At 60.9% G+C, this 19520-nt stretch carries 14 protein-coding genes; 9 read left to right on the forward strand and 5 right to left on the reverse strand.

Annotated elements, in window-relative coordinates; translation table 11 throughout:
- Window positions 1–7: 7 nt before the first annotated feature.
- The 4 genes from D8U70_RS03585 to D8U70_RS03600 all read right to left on the reverse strand — a co-directional run bounded on the left by D8U70_RS03585 (window position 8) and on the right by D8U70_RS03600 (window position 5424).
- Window positions 8–2854, reverse strand: a complete 2847-nt coding sequence (locus D8U70_RS03585; protein WP_016771570.1) for a valine--tRNA ligase — start codon at window positions 2852–2854, stop codon at window positions 8–10.
- Window positions 2855–3052: 198 nt separating this feature from the next.
- Window positions 3053–3439, reverse strand: coding sequence for a hypothetical protein (locus D8U70_RS03590; RefSeq protein WP_056783087.1), 387 nt, complete (start codon window positions 3437–3439; stop codon window positions 3053–3055).
- Between the two features lie 8 nt (window positions 3440–3447).
- Window positions 3448–3876, reverse strand: a complete 429-nt coding sequence (locus tag D8U70_RS03595) for a DNA polymerase III subunit chi (protein ID WP_130928301.1) — start codon at window positions 3874–3876, stop codon at window positions 3448–3450.
- A 57-nt stretch (window positions 3877–3933) separates the two neighbouring features.
- Window positions 3934–5424 carry a leucyl aminopeptidase gene (locus tag D8U70_RS03600; RefSeq protein ID WP_039759172.1) on the reverse strand — a complete coding sequence of 497 codons (1491 nt, stop codon included), beginning with the start codon at window positions 5422–5424 and terminating at the stop codon, window positions 3934–3936.
- A gap of 296 nt (window positions 5425–5720) precedes the next feature.
- Between D8U70_RS03600 and lptF the strand changes: the two genes are divergently transcribed.
- The 8 genes from lptF to pdxJ all read left to right on the forward strand — a co-directional run bounded on the left by lptF (window position 5721) and on the right by pdxJ (window position 14126).
- The gene (gene lptF / locus D8U70_RS03605; protein ID WP_016771566.1) at window positions 5721–6842 is read left to right on the forward strand and encodes an LPS export ABC transporter permease LptF; all 1122 of its coding nucleotides are present in this window, start codon (window positions 5721–5723) and stop codon (window positions 6840–6842) included.
- Window positions 6835–7896 carry an LPS export ABC transporter permease LptG gene (gene lptG / locus D8U70_RS03610; RefSeq protein WP_073473630.1) on the forward strand — a complete coding sequence of 354 codons (1062 nt, stop codon included), beginning with the start codon at window positions 6835–6837 and terminating at the stop codon, window positions 7894–7896. The genes lptF and lptG overlap by 8 nt, the downstream gene beginning before the upstream one ends.
- 173 nt (window positions 7897–8069) lie before the next feature.
- Window positions 8070–9866 (forward strand): translation elongation factor 4, encoded by a 1797-nt coding sequence (gene lepA, locus D8U70_RS03615; RefSeq protein WP_016771564.1) that lies wholly within the window; start codon window positions 8070–8072, stop codon window positions 9864–9866.
- Between the two features lie 9 nt (window positions 9867–9875).
- Entirely contained in the window at window positions 9876–10730 is an 855-nt protein-coding gene (gene lepB, locus D8U70_RS03620; RefSeq protein WP_016771563.1) for a signal peptidase I, read from the forward strand.
- A gap of 169 nt (window positions 10731–10899) precedes the next feature.
- Entirely contained in the window at window positions 10900–11589 is a 690-nt protein-coding gene (gene rnc / locus D8U70_RS03625) for a ribonuclease III (RefSeq protein WP_024011703.1), read from the forward strand.
- The gene (gene era / locus D8U70_RS03630; protein ID WP_016771562.1) at window positions 11582–12484 is read left to right on the forward strand and encodes a GTPase Era; all 903 of its coding nucleotides are present in this window, start codon (window positions 11582–11584) and stop codon (window positions 12482–12484) included. The genes rnc and era overlap by 8 nt, the downstream gene beginning before the upstream one ends.
- Before the next feature lie 166 nt (window positions 12485–12650).
- On the forward strand, window positions 12651–13340 hold the full coding sequence (recO, locus tag D8U70_RS03635) for a DNA repair protein RecO (protein WP_016771561.1): 690 nt from the start codon (window positions 12651–12653) through the stop codon (window positions 13338–13340).
- 39 nt (window positions 13341–13379) lie between these two features.
- Window positions 13380–14126, forward strand: coding sequence for a pyridoxine 5'-phosphate synthase (gene pdxJ, locus D8U70_RS03640; protein WP_130928302.1), 747 nt, complete (start codon window positions 13380–13382; stop codon window positions 14124–14126).
- Between the two features lie 80 nt (window positions 14127–14206).
- On the opposite strand, the gene mltF is transcribed toward pdxJ, so the two are convergent.
- Window positions 14207–15667 (reverse strand): membrane-bound lytic murein transglycosylase MltF, encoded by a 1461-nt coding sequence (gene mltF / locus D8U70_RS03645; protein ID WP_130928303.1) that lies wholly within the window; start codon window positions 15665–15667, stop codon window positions 14207–14209.
- 285 nt (window positions 15668–15952) lie between these two features.
- On the opposite strand from mltF, the gene purL reads away from it, so the two are divergent.
- The coding region (gene purL, locus D8U70_RS03650) for a phosphoribosylformylglycinamidine synthase (protein ID WP_130928304.1) at window positions 15953–19520 on the forward strand (3568 nt) is incomplete at its 3' end.

Here is a 19520-nt window from a genome sequence, read left to right on the forward strand (position 1 = left end):
TTTGCCGTTACAGACTGGCAATCCGCGCATGCTGCTCGGCCAGTTTGCCCAGGGCCTGTTCGGCCTCGGCCAGTTTGGCGCGTTCCTTCTCGATGACTTCGGCCGGGGCCTTGTCGACGAAACCTGCGTTGGAAAGCTTGCCGCCAACGCGCTGGACTTCGCCCTGCAGACGCAGGATTTCCTTGTCCAGACGCGCCAGTTCCGCGCCCTTGTCGATCAGACCGGCCATTGGTACCAGCACTTCCATCTCGCCCACCAGTGCGGTGGCGGACAGCGGTGCTTCTTCGCCAGCGGCGAGTACGGTGATCGATTCCAGACGCGCCAGCTTCTTCAGCAGCGCTTCGTTCTCGCTCAGGCGGCGCTGGTCTTCAGCGCTGACGTTCTTCAGGAAGATCGGCAGTGGCTTGCCCGGGCCGATGTTCATCTCGCCACGAATGTTGCGCGTGCCGAGCATCAGTTCCTTGAGCCATTCGATGTCGTTTTCCGCCGCCGGATCGATGCGCTCCTCGTTGGCCACCGGCCAAGGCTGCAGCATGATCGTTTTGCCCTGAATACCGGCCAGCGGCGCGATGCGCTGCCAGATTTCTTCAGTGATGAACGGCATGAACGGATGCGCCAGACGCAGCGCCACTTCCAGCACACGCACCAGCGTCCGGCGAGTGCCGCGCTGACGTTCGACCGGCGCGTTCTCGTCCCACAGCACAGGCTTGGACAGCTCCAGATACCAGTCGCAGTACTGGTTCCAGATGAACTCGTACAGCGCTTGCGCGGCAAGGTCGAAACGGAACTGATCCAGTTGGCGGGTCACTTCGGCTTCGGTGCGTTGCAACTGCGAAATGATCCAGCGATCAGCCAACGACAGCTCGTAGGCTTCGCCGTTCTGGCCGCAGTCTTCGCCCTTGTCCAGAACGTAACGCGCGGCGTTCCAGATCTTGTTGCAGAAGTTGCGATAGCCTTCGACGCGACCCATGTCGAACTTGATGTCGCGACCGGTCGAGGCCAGCGAGCAGAACGTGAAGCGCAGGGCGTCGGTGCCGTAGCTTTCGATGCCGTTGGCGAACTCTTCGCGGGTGGCTTTCTCGATCTTCTTCGCCAGTTTCGGTTGCATCAGGCCCGAGGTGCGCTTCTGCACCAGGGTTTCCAGATCGATGCCGTCGATGATGTCTAGCGGGTCAAGGACGTTGCCCTTGGACTTGGACATTTTCTGGCCTTGGCCGTCGCGCACCAGACCGTGTACGTAAACGGTCTTGAACGGAACCTGCGGCGTGCCGTCTTCGTTCTTCATCAGGTGCATGGTCATCATGATCATCCGGGCAACCCAGAAGAAAATGATGTCGAAACCGGTGACCAGCACGTCGGTGGAGTGGAATTTCTTCAGGAACTCGGTCTGCTCAGGCCAGCCCAGGGTCGAGAAGGTCCACAGGCCGGAGCTGAACCAGGTGTCGAGTACGTCGTTGTCCTGTTGCAGCGCAACGTCCGGGCCGAGGTTGTGCTTGGCACGGACTTCGGCTTCGTCGCGACCGACGTAGACCTTGCCCGACTCGTCGTACCAGGCCGGAATCCGGTGGCCCCACCACAGCTGACGGCTGATGCACCAGTCCTGGATGTCGCGCATCCACGAGAAGTACATGTTTTCGTACTGCTTGGGCACGAACTGGATGCGGCCGTCTTCAACGGCGGCGATGGCAGGCTCGGCCAGCGGCTTGGTCGATACGTACCACTGGTCGGTCAGCCACGGCTCGATGACCGTGCCGGAGCGATCGCCTTTCGGCGTTTTCAGGTTGTGATCGTTGACACTCACCAGCAGGCCGGCAGCGTCGAACGCGGCAACGATCTGCTTGCGCGCTTCGAAACGCTCAAGGCCGGCGAACTCGGCCGGAATCTTGCCGTCGATGCTCTCGTTCAGCGTGCCGTCAAGGTTGAACACCTGCGCGGCAGGCAGCACGTTGGCGTTCTTGTCGAAGATGTTCAGCAGCGGCAGGTTGTGGCGCTTGCCGACTTCGTAGTCGTTGAAATCGTGGGCCGGGGTGATTTTCACGCAGCCGGTGCCGAATTCAGGGTCGCAATAATCGTCGGCGATGATCGGGATGCGGCGGCCAACCAGTGGCAGCTCGACGAATTTGCCGATCAGCGCTTTGTAGCGTTCGTCGTTCGGGTTAACCGCGACGGCGGAGTCACCGAGCATGGTTTCCGGACGGGTGGTGGCGACGATCAGGAAGTCATTGCCCTCGGCGGTTTTAACGCCATCGGCCAATGGGTATTTCAGGTTCCACAGAAAGCCTTTCTCTTCGTGGTTTTCCACTTCGAGGTCGGAAATCGCCGTGTGCAGTTTGGTGTCCCAGTTGACCAGACGCTTGCCGCGGTAGATCAGGCCGTCTTCATGCAGACGCACGAAGGCTTCCTTGACCGCTTCCGAGAGGCCGTCGTCCATGGTGAAGCGCTCGCGGCTCCAGTCGACGGACGAGCCGAGACGACGGATCTGCCGGCTGATGTTGCCGCCGGACTGATCTTTCCACTCCCAGACTTTTTCAAGAAATTTTTCCCGGCCCAGATCGTGACGATTCTGGCCCTGGGCTTCGAGTTGGCGCTCCACCAGCATCTGCGTGGCGATACCGGCGTGGTCGGTGCCCGGCTGCCACAGGGTGTCGCGACCCTGCATGCGGCGGAAACGGATCAACGCGTCCATGATCGCGTTGTTGAAGCCGTGACCCATGTGCAGGCTGCCGGTGACGTTCGGCGGCGGGATCATGATGGTGTAGGACTCGCCCGCGCCTTGCGGGGCGAAGTAGTTCTCGGACTCCCAGGTCTTGTACCAGGAAGTTTCAATGGCGTGCGGCTGGTAGGTCTTATCCATGCGCGGCGGGACCCTATTGGCATTTATTCAGGAAAAGCCGGCAAGTATAGCGGGGCATGGTGCCGAGGGCGAGCGGGGGAGGTCTGGCGGAGATCTAAATGTAGGAGTGAGCCTGCTCGCGATGCAGGCACTGCGGTTTTTCAGGAAAACCGAGGTGATGCCATCGCAAGCAGGCTGGCTCCTACAGAGGATTGGGGCTTATTCGTACTGGCTGAGCAGCCGCTCCATCCGCGCATCGAGGCGACGTTTGATTTCGGTTTCGATGTGCGGGGCGAAGTCGTCGATCACGTCTTGCATGATCAATTGCGCGGCGGCGCGCAGTTCGCTGTCCAGGTGCAGCAAGGCGTCCGGGCCTTTATCGACCGGTGCGGCAGCCGGGGCAGCCGGCGGCGCTGGTGGCGGCTCGACGGCCGCCGGCTGATTGCCGACGGAATCGAACAGCATCGGAATCTGTTCCTGTTCGCCGTCATCGACCGTATCGGTCAAGAGCGGCGGTTGCAGGTTGTCATCGCCGAGCAACTGGCGGATCGATTCAAGATCGTCCAGCAGATGTGCGGACTTCTGTTGCGGTTTCGGAGTGTCCATTGGAGTGCTCAGAGTCGCTGTAAACGGTGGTCTTGCAGAGAATAGCCCTGTTCGCGGTAGAAACGGAAACTCTCACGCGCCGCCGCTCGGATGGCCGGATCTTCCACCACCACTTCCGCCACGCGGGCGAATTTGCTGGCGAAGGCTGGGACTTTCAGGTCGAGATTGACCAGCAGATCCTGATGCTCACCGCAGTCTTGCCCGAGTCCCAGCACGATCAAACCGTCCGGTTCGCTGTCGGCCGGGCCGTGGGGCACGAAGCTTTCACCCTTGAATGCCCACAGACGCGCATCGAGATCGTCGCGCTGGGCCGCATCGCTGCAATGCAGGTAGATGCGGTGGCCCATGCGCCAGGCTTTCTCGGTGAGCTTGCAGGCGAAATCCAGGCGCGCTGAAGGATCGGCGCTGGGCAGGATATAGAAGTCGACTTTGGTCATTGCGGTTCCAGAGCGGCAAGCGGCGTCACCCGAGAGTGACGCCACCTTTCAGCGGTTTCAGGCCTTGGCGCGATCAAGCAGGTACTGGGTCAGCAGTGGAACCGGACGGCCGGTGGCGCCTTTGTCCTTGCCGCCGCTGGTCCATGCCGTGCCGGCGATGTCCAGGTGCGCCCAGTTGAGGTTCTTGGTGAAGCGCGACAGGAAGCAGGCGGCAGTGATGGTGCCGGCCTTCGGCCCGCCAATGTTGGCGATGTCGGCGAACGGGCTGTCCAGCTGCTCTTGATACTCATCGAACAGCGGCAGTTGCCAGGCGCGGTCGTCGGCAGCCTTGCCGGCGCTGAGCAACTGGTCGATCAGTTCGTCGTTGTTGCCCAGCAGGCCGGACGTGTGTGCGCCCAGGGCAACTACGCAAGCACCGGTCAGGGTGGCGATGTCGATCACCGCTTGTGGCTTGAAGCGCTCGGCGTAGGTCAGTGCATCGCACAGCACCAGGCGGCCTTCAGCGTCGGTGTTGAGGATTTCCACGGTCTGGCCGCTCATGGTGGTGACGATATCGCCCGGCCGCGAAGCATTGCCGCTTGGCATGTTTTCGGCGCAGGCGAGGATGCACACCAGATTGATCGGCAGTTTCAGCTCAAGCACAGCACGCAAGGTCCCGAACACGGAGGCAGCGCCGCCCATGTCGTACTTCATCTCGTCCATGCCGGCGCCCGGCTTCAGGCTTATGCCGCCAGTGTCGAAGGTGATGCCCTTGCCGACCAGCGCGTATGGCTTCTCGGATTTCTTGCCGCCGTTGTATTGCATGACGATCAGGCGCGGCGGCTGGGCGCTGCCCTGGCCCACGGCGTAGAACGAGCCCATGCCGAGGGATTTGATCTTTTTCTCGTCGAGTACTTCGACTTTCAGATCCTTGAACTCTTTGCCCAGGTTCTTCGCCTGTTCGCCCATGAAGGTCGGGTGGCAGATGTTCGGTGGCAGGTTGCCAAGGTCGCGGGTGAAGGCCATGCCGTTGGCGATGGCGGTGGCGTGGTTCACGGCGCGCTGCACTTCGGCTTGCGCAGCCTTGATGGTCAGCAGGGTGATTTTCTTCAGGGCGCGCGGTTCGGCTTTCTGGCTCTTGAACTGGTCGAAGGTGTAGCCGCCGTCGACCAGGGTTTCTGCCAGCAGGCGAGTCTTGCCGTAGCTGTCGCGACCTTTGACGATGACTTCATCCAGCGCCAGCACGGCGTCACCGCCGCCCAGGCCTTTGAGGGTGTTGAGGATGCCGGCAACGATTTTGCGGAACGGACGGTCGCCCAGTTCTTCGTCCTTGCCCACGCCGACCAGCAACACGCGCTCGGCTTTCAGGTTCGGCAGGCTGTGCAGCAGCAGGCTCTGACCGACCTTGCCGGCCAGGTCGCCACGCTTGAGCACGGCGCTGATCGCACCACCGCTCGACTCGTCGACCAGTCTGGCGGCGACACCGAGTTTGCGGCCTTCGCCGACGGCAACCACCAGGGTGGCGGTTTTCAACGTTTCTGGGCTAACGCTTTTTACAACCAGTTCCATGTCCGGATCCCTGAATGAATGGTCAACACGCAGGCGTTCGACGCTGTGCGCAGTCGCCTGCTTATAGATAGAAGAGGCGCAGGCCAAAGCCTGCGACAAGGGCCGCAGTTTGAACCTCGCTCCCCGCGCCTGACAACCCTCAGCAAAGGATTACAGCGATGGATGAGTGTGCGCAGTGACAGGCGCACCCAATCACAGGATAATGCCGCATCTTTTTTCGACCGCTCTGCATGGCGGGCCGGTCGATGTGTTTGCTTGTTTGGCCGCCTTAGCCTGACAACCCTGGAGTGTCTGGTTTGATCGTCTTCCGTTATCTGTCCCGCGAAGTCCTGTTGACCCTCAGCGCCGTAAGTGCCGTGCTGCTGGTCATCATCATGAGCGGTCGCTTCATCAAATACCTGGCGCAGGCTGCGGCCGGTCAGCTCGATCCGGGCTCGCTGTTCCTGATCATGGGCTTTCGTCTGCCGGGTTTCCTGCAACTGATTCTGCCGCTGGGCCTGTTCCTCGGGATCCTGCTGGCCTACGGTCGCCTGTACCTCGAAAGCGAAATGACCGTGCTCTCGGCCACCGGCATGAGCCAGCAGAAGCTGTTTCGCATGACCCTGTTTCCGGCAACGCTGGTGGCACTGGTGGTGGCGTGGTTGAGCCTCGGCCTGGCTCCGCAGGGCGCCAACCAGTTTCAGTTGCTGCTGAACAAGCAGGACGCGCTGACCGAGTTCGATACCCTCGAACCGGGCCGCTTCCAGGCCTTGCGTGACGGTACTCGGGTGACTTACACCGAAACCCTGAGCGACGACCGCGTCAATCTCGGCAGTGTGTTCATCTCGCAGAAGAACCTCGGCGCCGATAAGAAGGACCGCGGGATTTCCGTGCTGGTGGCCGAGTCGGGCCGTCAGGAAATCCGCCCCGATGGCAATCGCTACCTGATCCTCGACAACGGCTATCGCTATGACGGCAGCCCGGGGCAGGCCGATTACCGCGCCATTCATTACGAAACCTACGGTGTGCTGCTGCCCAAGCCGGATGTCAGCGAAGAAGTCACCGATCGCGATGCAATGCCGACTTCGTCCCTGTGGGGCAGTGATGACATCCGTTCGAAAACCGAACTGCAATGGCGCATGTCCCTGCCTTTGCTGGTGTTCATCGTGACCCTGATGGCGGTGCCGCTGTCGCGGGTGAATCCGCGTCAGGGGCGTTTCCTCAAGCTGCTGCCGGCGATTCTTCTTTATATGGCTTACCTGACCATCCTGATTGCCGCTCGCGGCGCCCTCGAAAAAGGCAAGATCCCGCCGGCCCTCGGCCTGTGGTGGGTGCACGCGATCTTCCTGGTGATCGGCCTCGGCCTGCTGTATTGGGAGCCGCTGCGCCTGAAACTGGCCAGCCGTCGCAGCGCCGCGCTGGAGGTGGCCCGTGGTTAAACTCGACCGCTACATCGGCAGCAGCGTGTTCATGGCGATCATCGCCGTGCTGGCGATCATCCTCGGCCTGGCGACGCTGTTTGCCTTCATCGATGAAATGGGCGACGTCAGCGACACCTACACCCTGGTCGACGTGCTCGGCTTTGTATTGCTGACCGCACCGCGCCGGCTCTATGAAATGCTGCCGATGGCCGCATTGATCGGCTGCCTGATCGGTCTCGGCAGTCTGGCCAGCAGCAGTGAGCTGACGGTCATGCGCGCTGCTGGCGTGTCGATCGGCCGTATCGTCTGGGCTGTCATGAAGCCGATGCTGGTACTGATGCTCGCCGGCGTGCTGATCGGCGAATACGTCGCCCCGGCCACCGAAAGCATGGCCCAGGCCAATCGCTCGCTGGCCCAGGGCAGCGGCGATGCGCAAAGCGCCAAGCACGGTATGTGGCACCGTCAGGGTGAAGAATTCATCCACATCAACGCGGTGCAGCCGAACGGTCTGTTGTACGGCGTGACGCGCTATCACTTCGACAAGGAGCGCCATCTGCTCAGCTCCAGCTTCGCCAAGAAGGCTGAGTTTGACGGCACCAAGTGGCAGCTCACCGACGTTGCCACCACGCTGTTCCACGAGCGCAGCACCGAGGTCGTCAATGCCCCGAGCGAGGAGTGGGACGTGGCGTTGAGCCCGCAATTGCTCAGCACCGTGGTCATGGCGCCGGAATCGCTGTCGATCAGCGGTCTGTGGGGCTACATCCACTATCTGGCCGAGCAGGGCCTGAGCAACGGCCGTTACTGGCTGGCATTTTGGGTCAAGGTGTTGCAGCCGCTGGTGACCGCCGCGCTGGTGCTGATGGCGATCTCGTTCATCTTCGGCCCGCTGCGTTCGGTGACCCTCGGTCAGCGTGTTTTCACCGGCGTGCTGGTGGGCTTCACCTTCCGCATCGTCCAGGATCTGCTGGGGCCATCGAGCCTGGTGTTCGGTTTCTCGCCGCTGTTTGCGGTGCTGGTGCCGGCCGGCGTGTGCGCGCTGGCGGGTGTCTGGCTGCTCAGACGCGCGGGCTGATGAACAAGCTTTCATTCAGCGCTTGAACCCTGAAAACGCCTCGGTCGCAAGACCGGGGCGTTTTTGCATGCGATCCGGGTGACAGGCGAACGTGACGCTTGCGCCGTGTATCAGGTACAATTCCCGGCTATTTTTCGGCGGGCCAAGCCTGCAGCCTTTTTGAGTGTTGATCCGTGAGTGATTTGAGTCATATCCGCAATTTCTCCATCATCGCCCACATTGACCATGGCAAGTCGACGCTGGCTGACCGTTTCATCCAGATGTGCGGCGGCCTGGCCGAGCGTGAAATGGAAGCCCAGGTACTGGATTCCATGGATCTTGAGCGTGAACGCGGGATCACCATCAAGGCCCACAGCGTTACCCTCTATTACAAAGCCAAAGATGGCATCACCTACCAGCTGAACTTCATTGACACCCCGGGCCACGTCGACTTCACCTATGAAGTCAGCCGTTCCCTGGCCGCGTGCGAAGGTGCCTTGCTGGTGGTCGATGCGGGGCAGGGCGTCGAAGCCCAGTCCGTGGCCAACTGCTACACCGCCATCGAGCAGGGCCTGGAGGTCATGCCGGTCCTGAACAAGATCGACCTGCCACAGGCCGAGCCGGATCGCGTCAAGGACGAGATCGAGAAGATCATCGGCATCGACGCCACAGACGCCGTTACTTGCAGCGCCAAGACCGGCCTGGGTGTCGACGAAGTGCTCGAGCGTCTGGTGCACACCATCCCTGCGCCGACCGGCAATATCGAAGATCCGCTGCAAGCGTTGATCATCGATTCCTGGTTCGACAACTACCTGGGCGTTGTTTCCCTGGTACGCGTGCGCCACGGCCGTGTGAAGAAGGGCGACAAGATTCTGGTCAAGTCCACCGGCAAGGTGCACCTGGTCGACAGCGTCGGCGTGTTCAACCCGAAACACACCGCCACCGTTGATCTGAAGGCCGGCGAAGTGGGCTTCATCATCGCCAGCATCAAGGACATTCACGGTGCGCCGGTCGGTGACACCCTGACCTTGAGCTCCACGCCGGACGTGCCGGTGCTGCCGGGCTTCAAACGCATTCAGCCACAGGTTTACGCCGGTCTGTTCCCGGTCAGTTCCGACGACTTCGAGGATTTCCGCGAAGCGCTGCAGAAGCTGACCCTGAACGACTCGTCGCTGCAGTACACCCCGGAAAGCTCCGACGCCCTGGGCTTCGGCTTCCGTTGCGGCTTCCTCGGCATGCTGCACATGGAAATCATCCAGGAGCGCCTCGAGCGCGAGTACGACCTGGACCTGATCACCACCGCGCCGACGGTAATTTTCGAGCTGGTGCTGAAAACCGGTGAAACGATTTACGTCGACAACCCGTCGAAGCTTCCGGACGTGTCGGCGATCGAGGACATGCGCGAGCCAATCGTGCGCGCCAATATCCTCGTACCGCAGGAACACTTGGGTAACGTGATCACCCTGTGCATCGAGAAACGCGGTGTTCAGGTCGACATGCTGTTCCTCGGCAATCAGGTGCAAGTGACCTACGACCTGCCGATGAACGAAGTGGTCCTGGACTTCTTCGACCGTCTCAAATCCACCAGCCGCGGCTATGCTTCGCTGGACTACCATTTCGATCGTTATCAATCGGCTAATCTGGTGAAACTGGACGTGCTGATCAACGGCGACAAGGTCGATGCCCTGGCATTGATCGTGCACCGTGACAATTCGCACTTCAAAGGTCGCCAGTTGACCGAGAAGATGAAAGAACTGATTCCTCGTCAGATGTTCGACGTGGCGATTCAGGCTGCCATTGGTGGTCAGATCGTGGCGCGGACAACCGTCAAGGCGCTCAGAAAGAACGTATTGGCCAAATGCTACGGCGGTGACGTCAGTCGTAAGAAGAAGCTGCTCGAGAAGCAGAAGGCCGGTAAGAAACGCATGAAACAGGTCGGCAACGTGGAAATTCCACAGGAAGCCTTCCTCGCCGTGCTCAGGTTGGAATAATCAGGTCCTATGTCGCTAAATTTCCCGCTGTTGCTGGTCATCGCCGTGTTCGTCTGCGGCCTGTTGGCGTTGCTTGATCTGCTGTTCCTGGCACCGCGTCGGCGTGCTGCCATTGCCTCTTATCAAGGCAGTGTCAGCCAGCCCGAGCCTGTGGTGGTCGAGAAGCTGAACAAAGAGCCGCTGCTGGTCGAATACGGCAAGTCGTTCTTTCCGGTGCTGTTCATCGTGCTGGTGCTGCGTTCGTTCCTGGTGGAGCCGTTCCAGATCCCGTCCGGCTCGATGAAACCGACCCTGGATGTCGGCGACTTCATTCTGGTGAACAAGTTTTCCTACGGCATCCGTCTGCCGGTGATCGACAAGAAGATCATCGAAGTCGGTGACCCGCAGCGCGGCGATGTCATGGTGTTCCGCTACCCGAGCGACCCGAACGTCAACTACATCAAGCGTGTGGTCGGCCTGCCGGGTGACACGGTGCGTTACACCGCCGACAAGCGTCTGTTCGTCAACGGCGAGTCGATTGCCGAGAAGATGGTCGGCGCCGAGGCGGGATCGCTGGGCAGCGCGGAGCTCTACCAGGAAAAACTCGGCGCAGCCGAGCACCTGATCCGCAAGGAAATGAGCCGCTACCGCGCCACCCCGGACCGTTCGTGGACAGTGCCTGCCGGGCACTACTTCATGATGGGCGACAACCGCGACAATTCGAACGACAGCCGCTACTGGGATGATCCGAACATTCCCAAGGATCTGCTGGGCATGGTTCCCGACAAGAATATTGTCGGCAAGGCCTTCGCGGTCTGGATGAGCTGGCCAGAGCCGAAACTCAGCCACCTGCCGAATTTCTCGCGGGTTGGCCTGATCAAGTAATCAAACACGGCGCTGTTGACCACAGCGCCGAATGCATTTCTGGAGCCGGCACAATCGGCTTCGCAATCGCCAGGATTTATTTTTTGAACACAGCGTTAATTGTCCCAGGCCTGCGCCGTACCCCGGCGATGGCAGTGGAAACCAGCCACGAACTCAGCGTGGGTAAACCGTGAGCGTTTCTCTTAGCCGTCTCGAGCGCCAGCTCGGTTACACCTTCAAGGACCAGGAGCTGATGCTGCTGGCCCTCACGCACCGCAGTTTTGCCGGGCGCAACAACGAGCGTCTGGAATTCCTCGGTGATGCCATCCTCAACTTCGTCGCTGGCGAGGCGCTGTTCGATCGCTTCCCGCTGGCCCGCGAAGGCCAGTTGTCGCGTTTGCGCGCACGGCTGGTAAAAGGTGAGACCCTGGCCGTACTCGCTCGCGGTTTCGACCTCGGTGATTATCTGCGCCTGGGTTCGGGTGAACTGAAGAGCGGTGGTTTCCGCCGTGAATCCATTCTGGCCGATGCCCTCGAAGCGTTGATTGGCGCGATCTACCTCGATGCCGGCATGGACGTCGCCCGCGAGCGCGTGCTGGCCTGGCTGGCCGGCGAATTCGAAGGCCTGACGCTGGTCGACACCAACAAGGATCCGAAAACCCGCTTGCAGGAACACCTGCAATCGCGCGGTTGCGAACTGCCACGCTACGAAGTGGTGGATATCCAGGGCGAACCGCACTGCCGAACCTTCTTCGTCGAATGCGAAGTGGTCTTACTGAATGAAAAAAGCCGAGGTCAGGGTGTGAGCCGTCGTATTGCCGAACAGGTAGCGGCCGCCGCAGCACTGATTGCCCTGGGCGTGGAGAATGGCAATGACTGATACAAACGCAACTCGCTGTGGCTACGTTGCCATCGTCGGCCGTCCCAACGTCGGCAAGTCGACGCTGCTCAACCACATCCTCGGGCAGAAGCTTGCGATCACCTCGCGCAAGCCGCAGACCACTCGCCACAACATGCTCGGGATCAAGACCGAGGGCGACGTGCAGGCGATCTACGTCGACACCCCGGGCATGCACAAGGGTGGCGAAAAGGCCCTGAACCGTTACATGAACAAAACCGCTTCGGCGGCGTTGAAAGACGTCGATGTGGTGATCTTCGTCGTCGACCGCACCAAGTGGACCGACGAAGACCAGATGGTTCTGGAGCGTGTGCAATACGTGACCGGCCCGCTGATCGTCGCGCTGAACAAGACCGATCGCATCGAAGACAAAGCCGAGCTGATGCCGCATCTGAGCTGGTTGCAGGAACAGCTGCCGAACGCGCAGATCATCCCGATTTCCGCGCAGCACGGGCACAACCTCGAAGCGCTGGAAAAGGTCATCGCCGATCACCTGCCGGAAAATGATCACTTCTTCCCGGAAGACCAGATCACCGACCGCAGCAGCCGTTTCCTTGCCGCCGAACTGGTGCGCGAGAAAATCATGCGCCAGATGGGCGCCGAGCTGCCGTACCAGATCACGGTTGAAATCGAAGAATTCAAGCAGCAGGGCAAGACCTTGCACATCCACGCGCTGATTCTCGTCGAGCGTGACGGCCAGAAGAAAATCATCATTGGCGACAAGGGCGAGCGCATCAAACGCATCGGCACCGAAGCGCGCAAGGACATGGAGCTGCTGTTCGACTCCAAGATCATGCTCAACCTGTGGGTCAAGGTGAAGGGCGGCTGGTCCGATGACGAGCGCGCGCTGCGTTCGCTGGGTTATGGCGACCTGTAAGTAGCGATCTCGAAAACACCGCTACTCACTGTGGGAGCGAGCCTGCTCGCGAAGAGGATGTAACATTCAGCATTGATGTTGACTGTCACTCCGCTTTCGCGAGCAGGCTCGCTCCCACAGTGGTTTTGGGTTGTATGTAAAACCGCGTTTCTTCATCGAGAACTCAATGTCGCAAAACCCGCCCCCCGCCCAACCCGCCTACGTCCTGCATTCGCGCGCCTATCGCGAAACCAGCGCACTGGTCGATTTCCTCACGCCGCAAGGTCGGCTGCGGGCGGTGTTGCGCAGTGCGCGGGGCAAGGCCGGGACGCTGGCGCGGCCGTTCGTGGCGCTGGAGGTCGAGTTCCGTGGCAAGGGCGAGCTGAAGAATGTCGGGCGCATGGAAAGCTCCGGCACCTCCGCCTGGCTCAATGGCGAGGCGCTGTTCAGCGGCCTCTACCTCAACGAGCTGTTGATTCGGCTGTTGCCTGCCGAAGATCCGCATCCGGCGGTGTTCGATCATTACGCCGCGACTTTGCTGGCCTTGGCCGAAGGTCGGCCGCTGGAACCGTTGCTGCGCTCCTTCGAATGGCGATTGCTGGATGATCTCGGCTACGGCTTCTCTATGAACACCGATATGCACGGTGAGCCTGTCGCACCTGACGGTCTCTATCGCCTGCAAGTCGATGCCGGTCTCGAAAGGGTGTATCTGCTGCAACCAGGCTTGTTCAACGGTACCGAACTGCTGGCCATGGCCGAAGCCGACTGGTCGGCGCCCGGTGCGCTGTCGGCGGCCAAGCGCCTGATGCGCCAGGCCCTGGCGGTGCATTTGGGCGGGCGTCCGCTTGTCAGTCGCGAGCTGTTTCGCAAGCCCTGATATGCTGTGCGCCGAATCTCTCAATTCAGGAGCGCATCCGTGACCAGCAGCAATCGCATTCTTCTCGGCGTGAACATCGACCACGTCGCCACCCTGCGTCAGGCCCGTGGCACGCGCTACCCGGATCCGGTCAAAGCGGCGCTGGATGCAGAAGAGGCGGGCGCCGATGGCATCACCGTGCACCTGCGCGAAGATCGCCGTCACATCCAGGAGCGCGACGTACTGCTGCTCAAGGATGTGCTGCAAACCCGCATGAACTTCGAAATGGGCGTCACCGAAGAAATGATGGCGTTCGCCGAGCGTATTCGCCCGGCGCACATCTGCCTGGTCCCGGAAACCCGTCAGGAGCTGACCACCGAAGGTGGTCTGGATGTGGCGGGGCAAGAAGAACGCATCAGGGCGGCGGTCGAGCGCTTGTCGAAGATCGGCAGCGAAGTGTCGCTGTTCATCGATGCTGACGAGCGCCAGATTGCGGCTTCCAAGCGCGTCGGTGCGCCGACCATCGAGCTGCACACCGGGCGTTATGCCGATGCTGAAACCCCGACTGAAGTGGCCGAGGAATTGAAGCGTGTGGCGGATGGCGTTGCGTTTGGTCTGGCCCAAGGCTTGATCGTTAACGCCGGTCACGGCTTGCATTACCACAATGTTGAAGCCGTGGCTGCGATCAAAGGCATCAACGAGCTGAACATCGGCCACGCGCTGGTGGCGCATGCGTTGTTCGTTGGCTTCAAGTCTGCCGTATCGGAAATGAAAGCGCTGATTCTGGCTGCTGCTCTCAAGGGCTAAGATCAAAAGATCGCAGCCTTCGGCGGCTCCTACAGGTGAACACATAACCCTGGAGCTGCCGAAGGCTGCGATCTTTTGCTTTAGAGAGGGGCAGGCTCTTGCGCCGGTTTCGACTTGTCGATCGCCGGCACATGCAGGTTGCCCTCGGCCACCTGATCGCCTTCAAGCTGCGGCTGGGTTACCCAAGTCAGAATGTCGTAGTAGCGACGAATGTTCGCCACGAAGTGCACCGGTTCGCCACCGCGGGCGTAACCGTAGCGGGTCTTGCTGTACCACTGCTTCTGCGAAAGGCGCGGCAGGATCTTTTTCACGTCCAGCCACTTGTCCGGGTTCAAGCCTTCCTTCGCCGCCAGTTTGCGCGCGTCATCCAGATGGCCGCTGCCGACGTTGTACGCCGCCAGGGCGAACCAGGTGCGATCCGGTTCCTGGATCGAATCGTCTAGCTGATCCTTCATATAAGCCAGGTACTTGGCGCCGCCCATGATGCTCTGCTTGGGGTCGAGGCGGTTGGACACGCCCATCGCCTGCGCGGTGTTCTGGGTCAGCATCATCAAACCGCGTACGCCGGTTTTCGAGGTCACCGTCGGCTGCCACAGGGATTCCTGATAACCGATGGCGGCGAGCAGCCGCCAGTCGACTTTCTCTTTCTTCGCGTAGTTCTTGAAGTGCTGTTCGTATTTCGGCAGGCGCTGCTGCAAGTGCTGGGCAAAGGTGGTGGCGCCCATGTAGCCAAGCACATCGACATGGCCGTAGTAGCGGTCCTTCAGGCGTTGCAGGATGCCGTTCTTCTGCACCTTGTCCAGATAGGCGTTGATTTCATTGAGCAGGCTGTTGTCTTCGCCCGGGCCCACCGCCCAGCTCTGACTGCGCGCGTCGCCGAGGTCGAAGGCCACGCGGATGTTGGTGAAGTACACCTGATTCATCGCCACTTCGTTGGAGTCGACCAGTGTCAGGTCGATCTGGCCTTCATCAACCATGCGCAGCAGATCGACCACTTCAACCGCGTCGGATTCTTCGTATTCGATGCCGGGATATTTCTGTTTCAGCGCGGCCAGTTGTTCGGCGTGGGTGCTGCCCTTGAGCACGGTGATCTTCTTGCCGACCAGATCCGCCGGATCGGTGGGGCGCGACTGGCCGTTGCGGTAGATGATCTGCGGGGTGACTTCGAGGTAGGAGTGGGAGAACCGCACCTGCTTCTTGCGTTCATCGCTGCTGACCAGACCGGCGGCCGCGAGTACCGGGCCGTTCGGCTTGCCGACCTGGTTGAACAGGTCATCGAGATTGTCGGCCGTCTCGATCTTCAACTCGACGCCCAAATCGTCGGCAAAGCGCTTCACCAGCTCGTATTCGAAGCCGGTTTCACCGCTGCGATCCTGAAAGTAGGTGGCGGGGCTGTTGCGGGTAACCACGCGCAGCACACCATCCTCCTTTACGCGCTCGAGTGTGTTGGGTTTATCAACACAGCCACCGAGCATCAGGAAGAGTCCGGTTGCGATCAGCCATTTGGCGTATCGCGGACGCAAAGCCGTTGGGAAAAACATCTGCGCAGTATACGCAAACGGCCACGGGCGCCATATCTCGACAGCGTAGGACTAGTCTGCTAGCGATCACAAAATCGAACGAAATCCCTTGAATACGGGCCTTCAGGGCATTTTGTTACAGTAAAAATAAGCCATGCTGAAACGCTCGATTTACCTGACCCCGAAGGCAGAAACACAGATTGCTACCCGAGTGCAACCGTGCGTAGCGTTTCGGGTGATGTTGAGGTCGGTTTAGGCTAGAATGCACGGCCTCAAAGCACACCCCTTCCCGAGGCTGTCCCGAAGATGTTGATCCTGCGCGGCGCTCCTGCCCTTTCTGCCTTTCGCCACAGCAAACTCCTTGAGCAACTGAGCCAGAAGGTTCCAGCTGTCAGTGGCCTGTATGCTGAATTCGCTCACTTCGCCGAAGTCACCGGCGTCCTGACCGGCGACGAACAGCAGGTGCTAGCGCGCCTTCTGAAGTACGGCCCAAGTGTTCCGGTTCAAGAGCCTACCGGCCGTCTGTTTCTGGTGTTGCCGCGTTTCGGCACCATCTCGCCGTGGTCGAGCAAGGCCAGCGACATCGCCCGCAACTGCGGCCTGAGCAAGATCCAGCGTCTGGAACGCGGTATCGCCTTCTATGTTGCAGGGCAGTTCAGCGAAGCCGAAGCCCAGCTGATTTCGGACGCGCTGCATGACCGCATGACCCAGATCGTGCTGGCCAACCTCGAACAGGCCGCCGGTCTGTTCAGCCATGCCGAGCCGAAGCCGCTGACCGCCATCGACATCCTCGGTGGCGGCCGCGCCGCGCTGGAAAAGGCCAACACCGAGCTGGGCCTGGCCCTGGCCGAAGACGAGATCGACTATCTGGTCAACGCCTTCAACGGTCTGAAGCGCAACCCGCACGACATCGAACTGATGATGTTCGCCCAGGCCAACTCCGAGCACTGCCGCCACAAGATCTTCAACGCCAGTTGGGACATTGACGGCCAGAGCCAGGAAAAAAGCCTGTTCGGCATGATCAAGAACACCTATCAGATGCACAGCGAAGGCGTGCTGTCCGCTTACAAGGACAACGCTTCGGTGATCGTCGGCAACGTTGCCGGCCGCTTCTTCCCGAACCCTGAAACCCGCCAGTACGGCGCGGTGCAGGAGCCGGTGCACATCCTGATGAAGGTTGAAACCCACAACCACCCGACCGCGATTGCGCCGTTCCCGGGCGCATCCACCGGTTCCGGTGGCGAGATCCGTGACGAAGGTGCAACCGGTCGCGGCGCCAAGCCAAAGGCCGGCCTGACCGGTTTCACCGTATCGAACCTGCAGATCCCGGGCTTCGAACAGCCGTGGGAAGTGCCGTACGGCAAGCCTGAGCGCATCGTCACCGCGCTGGACATCATGATCGAAGGCCCGCTCGGCGGTGCTGCGTTCAACAACGAATTCGGTCGTCCGGCGCTGACCGGCTATTTCCGTACCTTCGAACAGTCGATCACCACTCCGCACGGTGACGAAGTGCGCGGTTATCACAAGCCGATCATGCTCGCTGGCGGCATGGGCAACATCCGCGAAGAACACGTCAAGAAAGGCGAGATCGTGGTCGGCTCCAAGCTGATCGTGCTCGGCGGCCCGGCGATGTTGATCGGTCTCGGTGGCGGCGCGGCTTCGTCGATGGCCACCGGCACCAGCTCGGCGGATCTGGATTTTGCTTCCGTGCAGCGTGAGAACCCTGAAATGGAGCGTCGTTGCCAGGAAGTCATCGACCGTTGCTGGCAACTGGGCGACAAGAACCCGATCAGCTTCATCCACGACGTCGGCGCGGGCGGTCTGTCCAATGCCTTCCCGGAACTGGTCAACGACGGCGATCGCGGTGGCCGTTTCGAACTGCGCAACATCCCGAATGACGAGCCGGGCATGGCCCCGCACGAAATCTGGTCGAACGAATCCCAGGAACGTTACGTGCTGGCAGTCGGCCCGGAAGACTTCGAGCGCTTCCAGGCGATCTGCGAACGCGAGCGTTGCCCGTTTGCCGTAGTCGGGGAAGCCACTGCCGAACCGCAGCTTACTGTCACGGATAGCCACTTCGGCAACAACCCGGTGGACATGCCGCTGGAAGTGTTGCTGGGCAAGGCGCCGCGCATGCACCGTTCGGTGGTTCGCGAAGCCGAGCTGGGCGATGACTTCGATCCGTCGAACCTCGACATCAGCGAGTCCATCGAACGCGTTCTGCATCACCCGGCCGTAGCCAGCAAAAGCTTCCTGATCACCATCGGCGACCGCACCATCACCGGCCTCGTCGCCCGTGACCAGATGGTCGGCCCATGGCAAGTGCCGGTGGCCGACGTTGCCGTCACCGCCACCAGTTTCGACGTCTACACCGGTGAAGCCATGGCGATGGGCGAGCGTACTCCGCTGGCTCTGCTGGACGCGCCGGCCTCGGGCCGCATGGCCATCGGCGAAACCATCACCAACATTGCTGCCTCGCGCATCAACAAGCTCTCCGACATCAAACTGTCGGCGAACTGGATGTCGGCGGCCGGCCACCCGGGCGAAGACGCGCGTCTGTACGACACCGTGAAAGCTGTCGGCATGGAGCTGTGCCCTGAGCTGGGCATCACCATTCCGGTGGGCAAGGACTCGATGTCCATGGCCACGCGCTGGAACGACAACGGCGAAGACAAGACTGTCACCTCGCCGATGTCGCTGATCGTTACCGGTTTCGCGCCAGTGGCTGACATCCGTCAGACCCTGACCCCGGAACTGCGCATGGACAAGGGCACCACCGACCTGATCCTGATCGATCTCGGTCGCGGCCAGAACCGCATGGGTGCATCGATCCTCGCGCAAGTCCACGGCAAGCTCGGCCAGCATGCACCGGACGTCGATGACGCCGAAGACCTGAAGGCCTTCTTCGCGGTGATCCAGGGCCTCAACGCCGACGGTCACCTGCTGGCCTACCACGACCGTTCCGACGGTGGTCTGCTGACTTCCGTGGTGGAAATGGCCTTCGCCGGCCACTGCGGTCTGAGCCTGAACCTGGACAGCGTTGCCGAATCCGCTTCGGAAATCGCCGCGATCCTGTTCAACGAAGAACTCGGTGCGGTGATCCAGGTTCGTCAGGACGCCACCCCGGACATCCTCGCGCAATTCAGCGCCGCCGGTCTGGGCGACTGCGTGTCGGTGATCGGTCAGCCGATCAACAATGGCCAGATCAACATCACCTTCAACGGTGACACCGTGTTCGAAGGCCAGCGTCGTCTGCTGCAACGTCAGTGGGCCGAGACCAGCTACCAGATCCAGCGTCTGCGCGACAACGCCGACTGCGCCGAGCAGGAATTCGACGCGCTGCTGGAAGAAGACAACCCGGGCCTGAGCGTCAAGCTCAGCTACGACGTCAATCAGGACATCGCCGCGCCTTACATCAAGAAAGGCATCCGCCCACAGGTTGCCGTGCTGCGTGAGCAGGGCGTCAACGGTCAGGTGGAAATGGCCGCCGCGTTCGACCGCGCCGGTTTCAGCGCGATCGACGTGCACATGAGCGACATCCTCGCCGGTCGTATCGACCTCAACGAGTTCAAAGGCCTGGTGGCCTGCGGTGGTTTCTCCTACGGCGACGTGCTCGGCGCCGGTGAAGGCTGGGCCAAGTCGGCGCTGTTCAACAGCCGCGCCCGCGATGCGTTCCAAGGCTTCTTCGAACGTAACGACAGCTTCACGCTGGGCGTGTGCAACGGTTGCCAGATGATGTCCAACCTGCACGAGCTGATCCCGGGCAGCGAGTTTTGGCCGCACTTCGTGCGCAACCGCTCCGAGCAGTTCGAAGCGCGGGTGGCGATGGTGCAGATCCAGGAATCGAACTCGATCTTCCTGCAGGGCATGGCCG

Origin of the sequence: Pseudomonas sp. Sample_20 (assembly GCF_004307585.1) — a bacterium.
Lineage (GTDB): Bacteria > Pseudomonadota > Gammaproteobacteria > Pseudomonadales > Pseudomonadaceae > Aquipseudomonas > Aquipseudomonas atacamensis.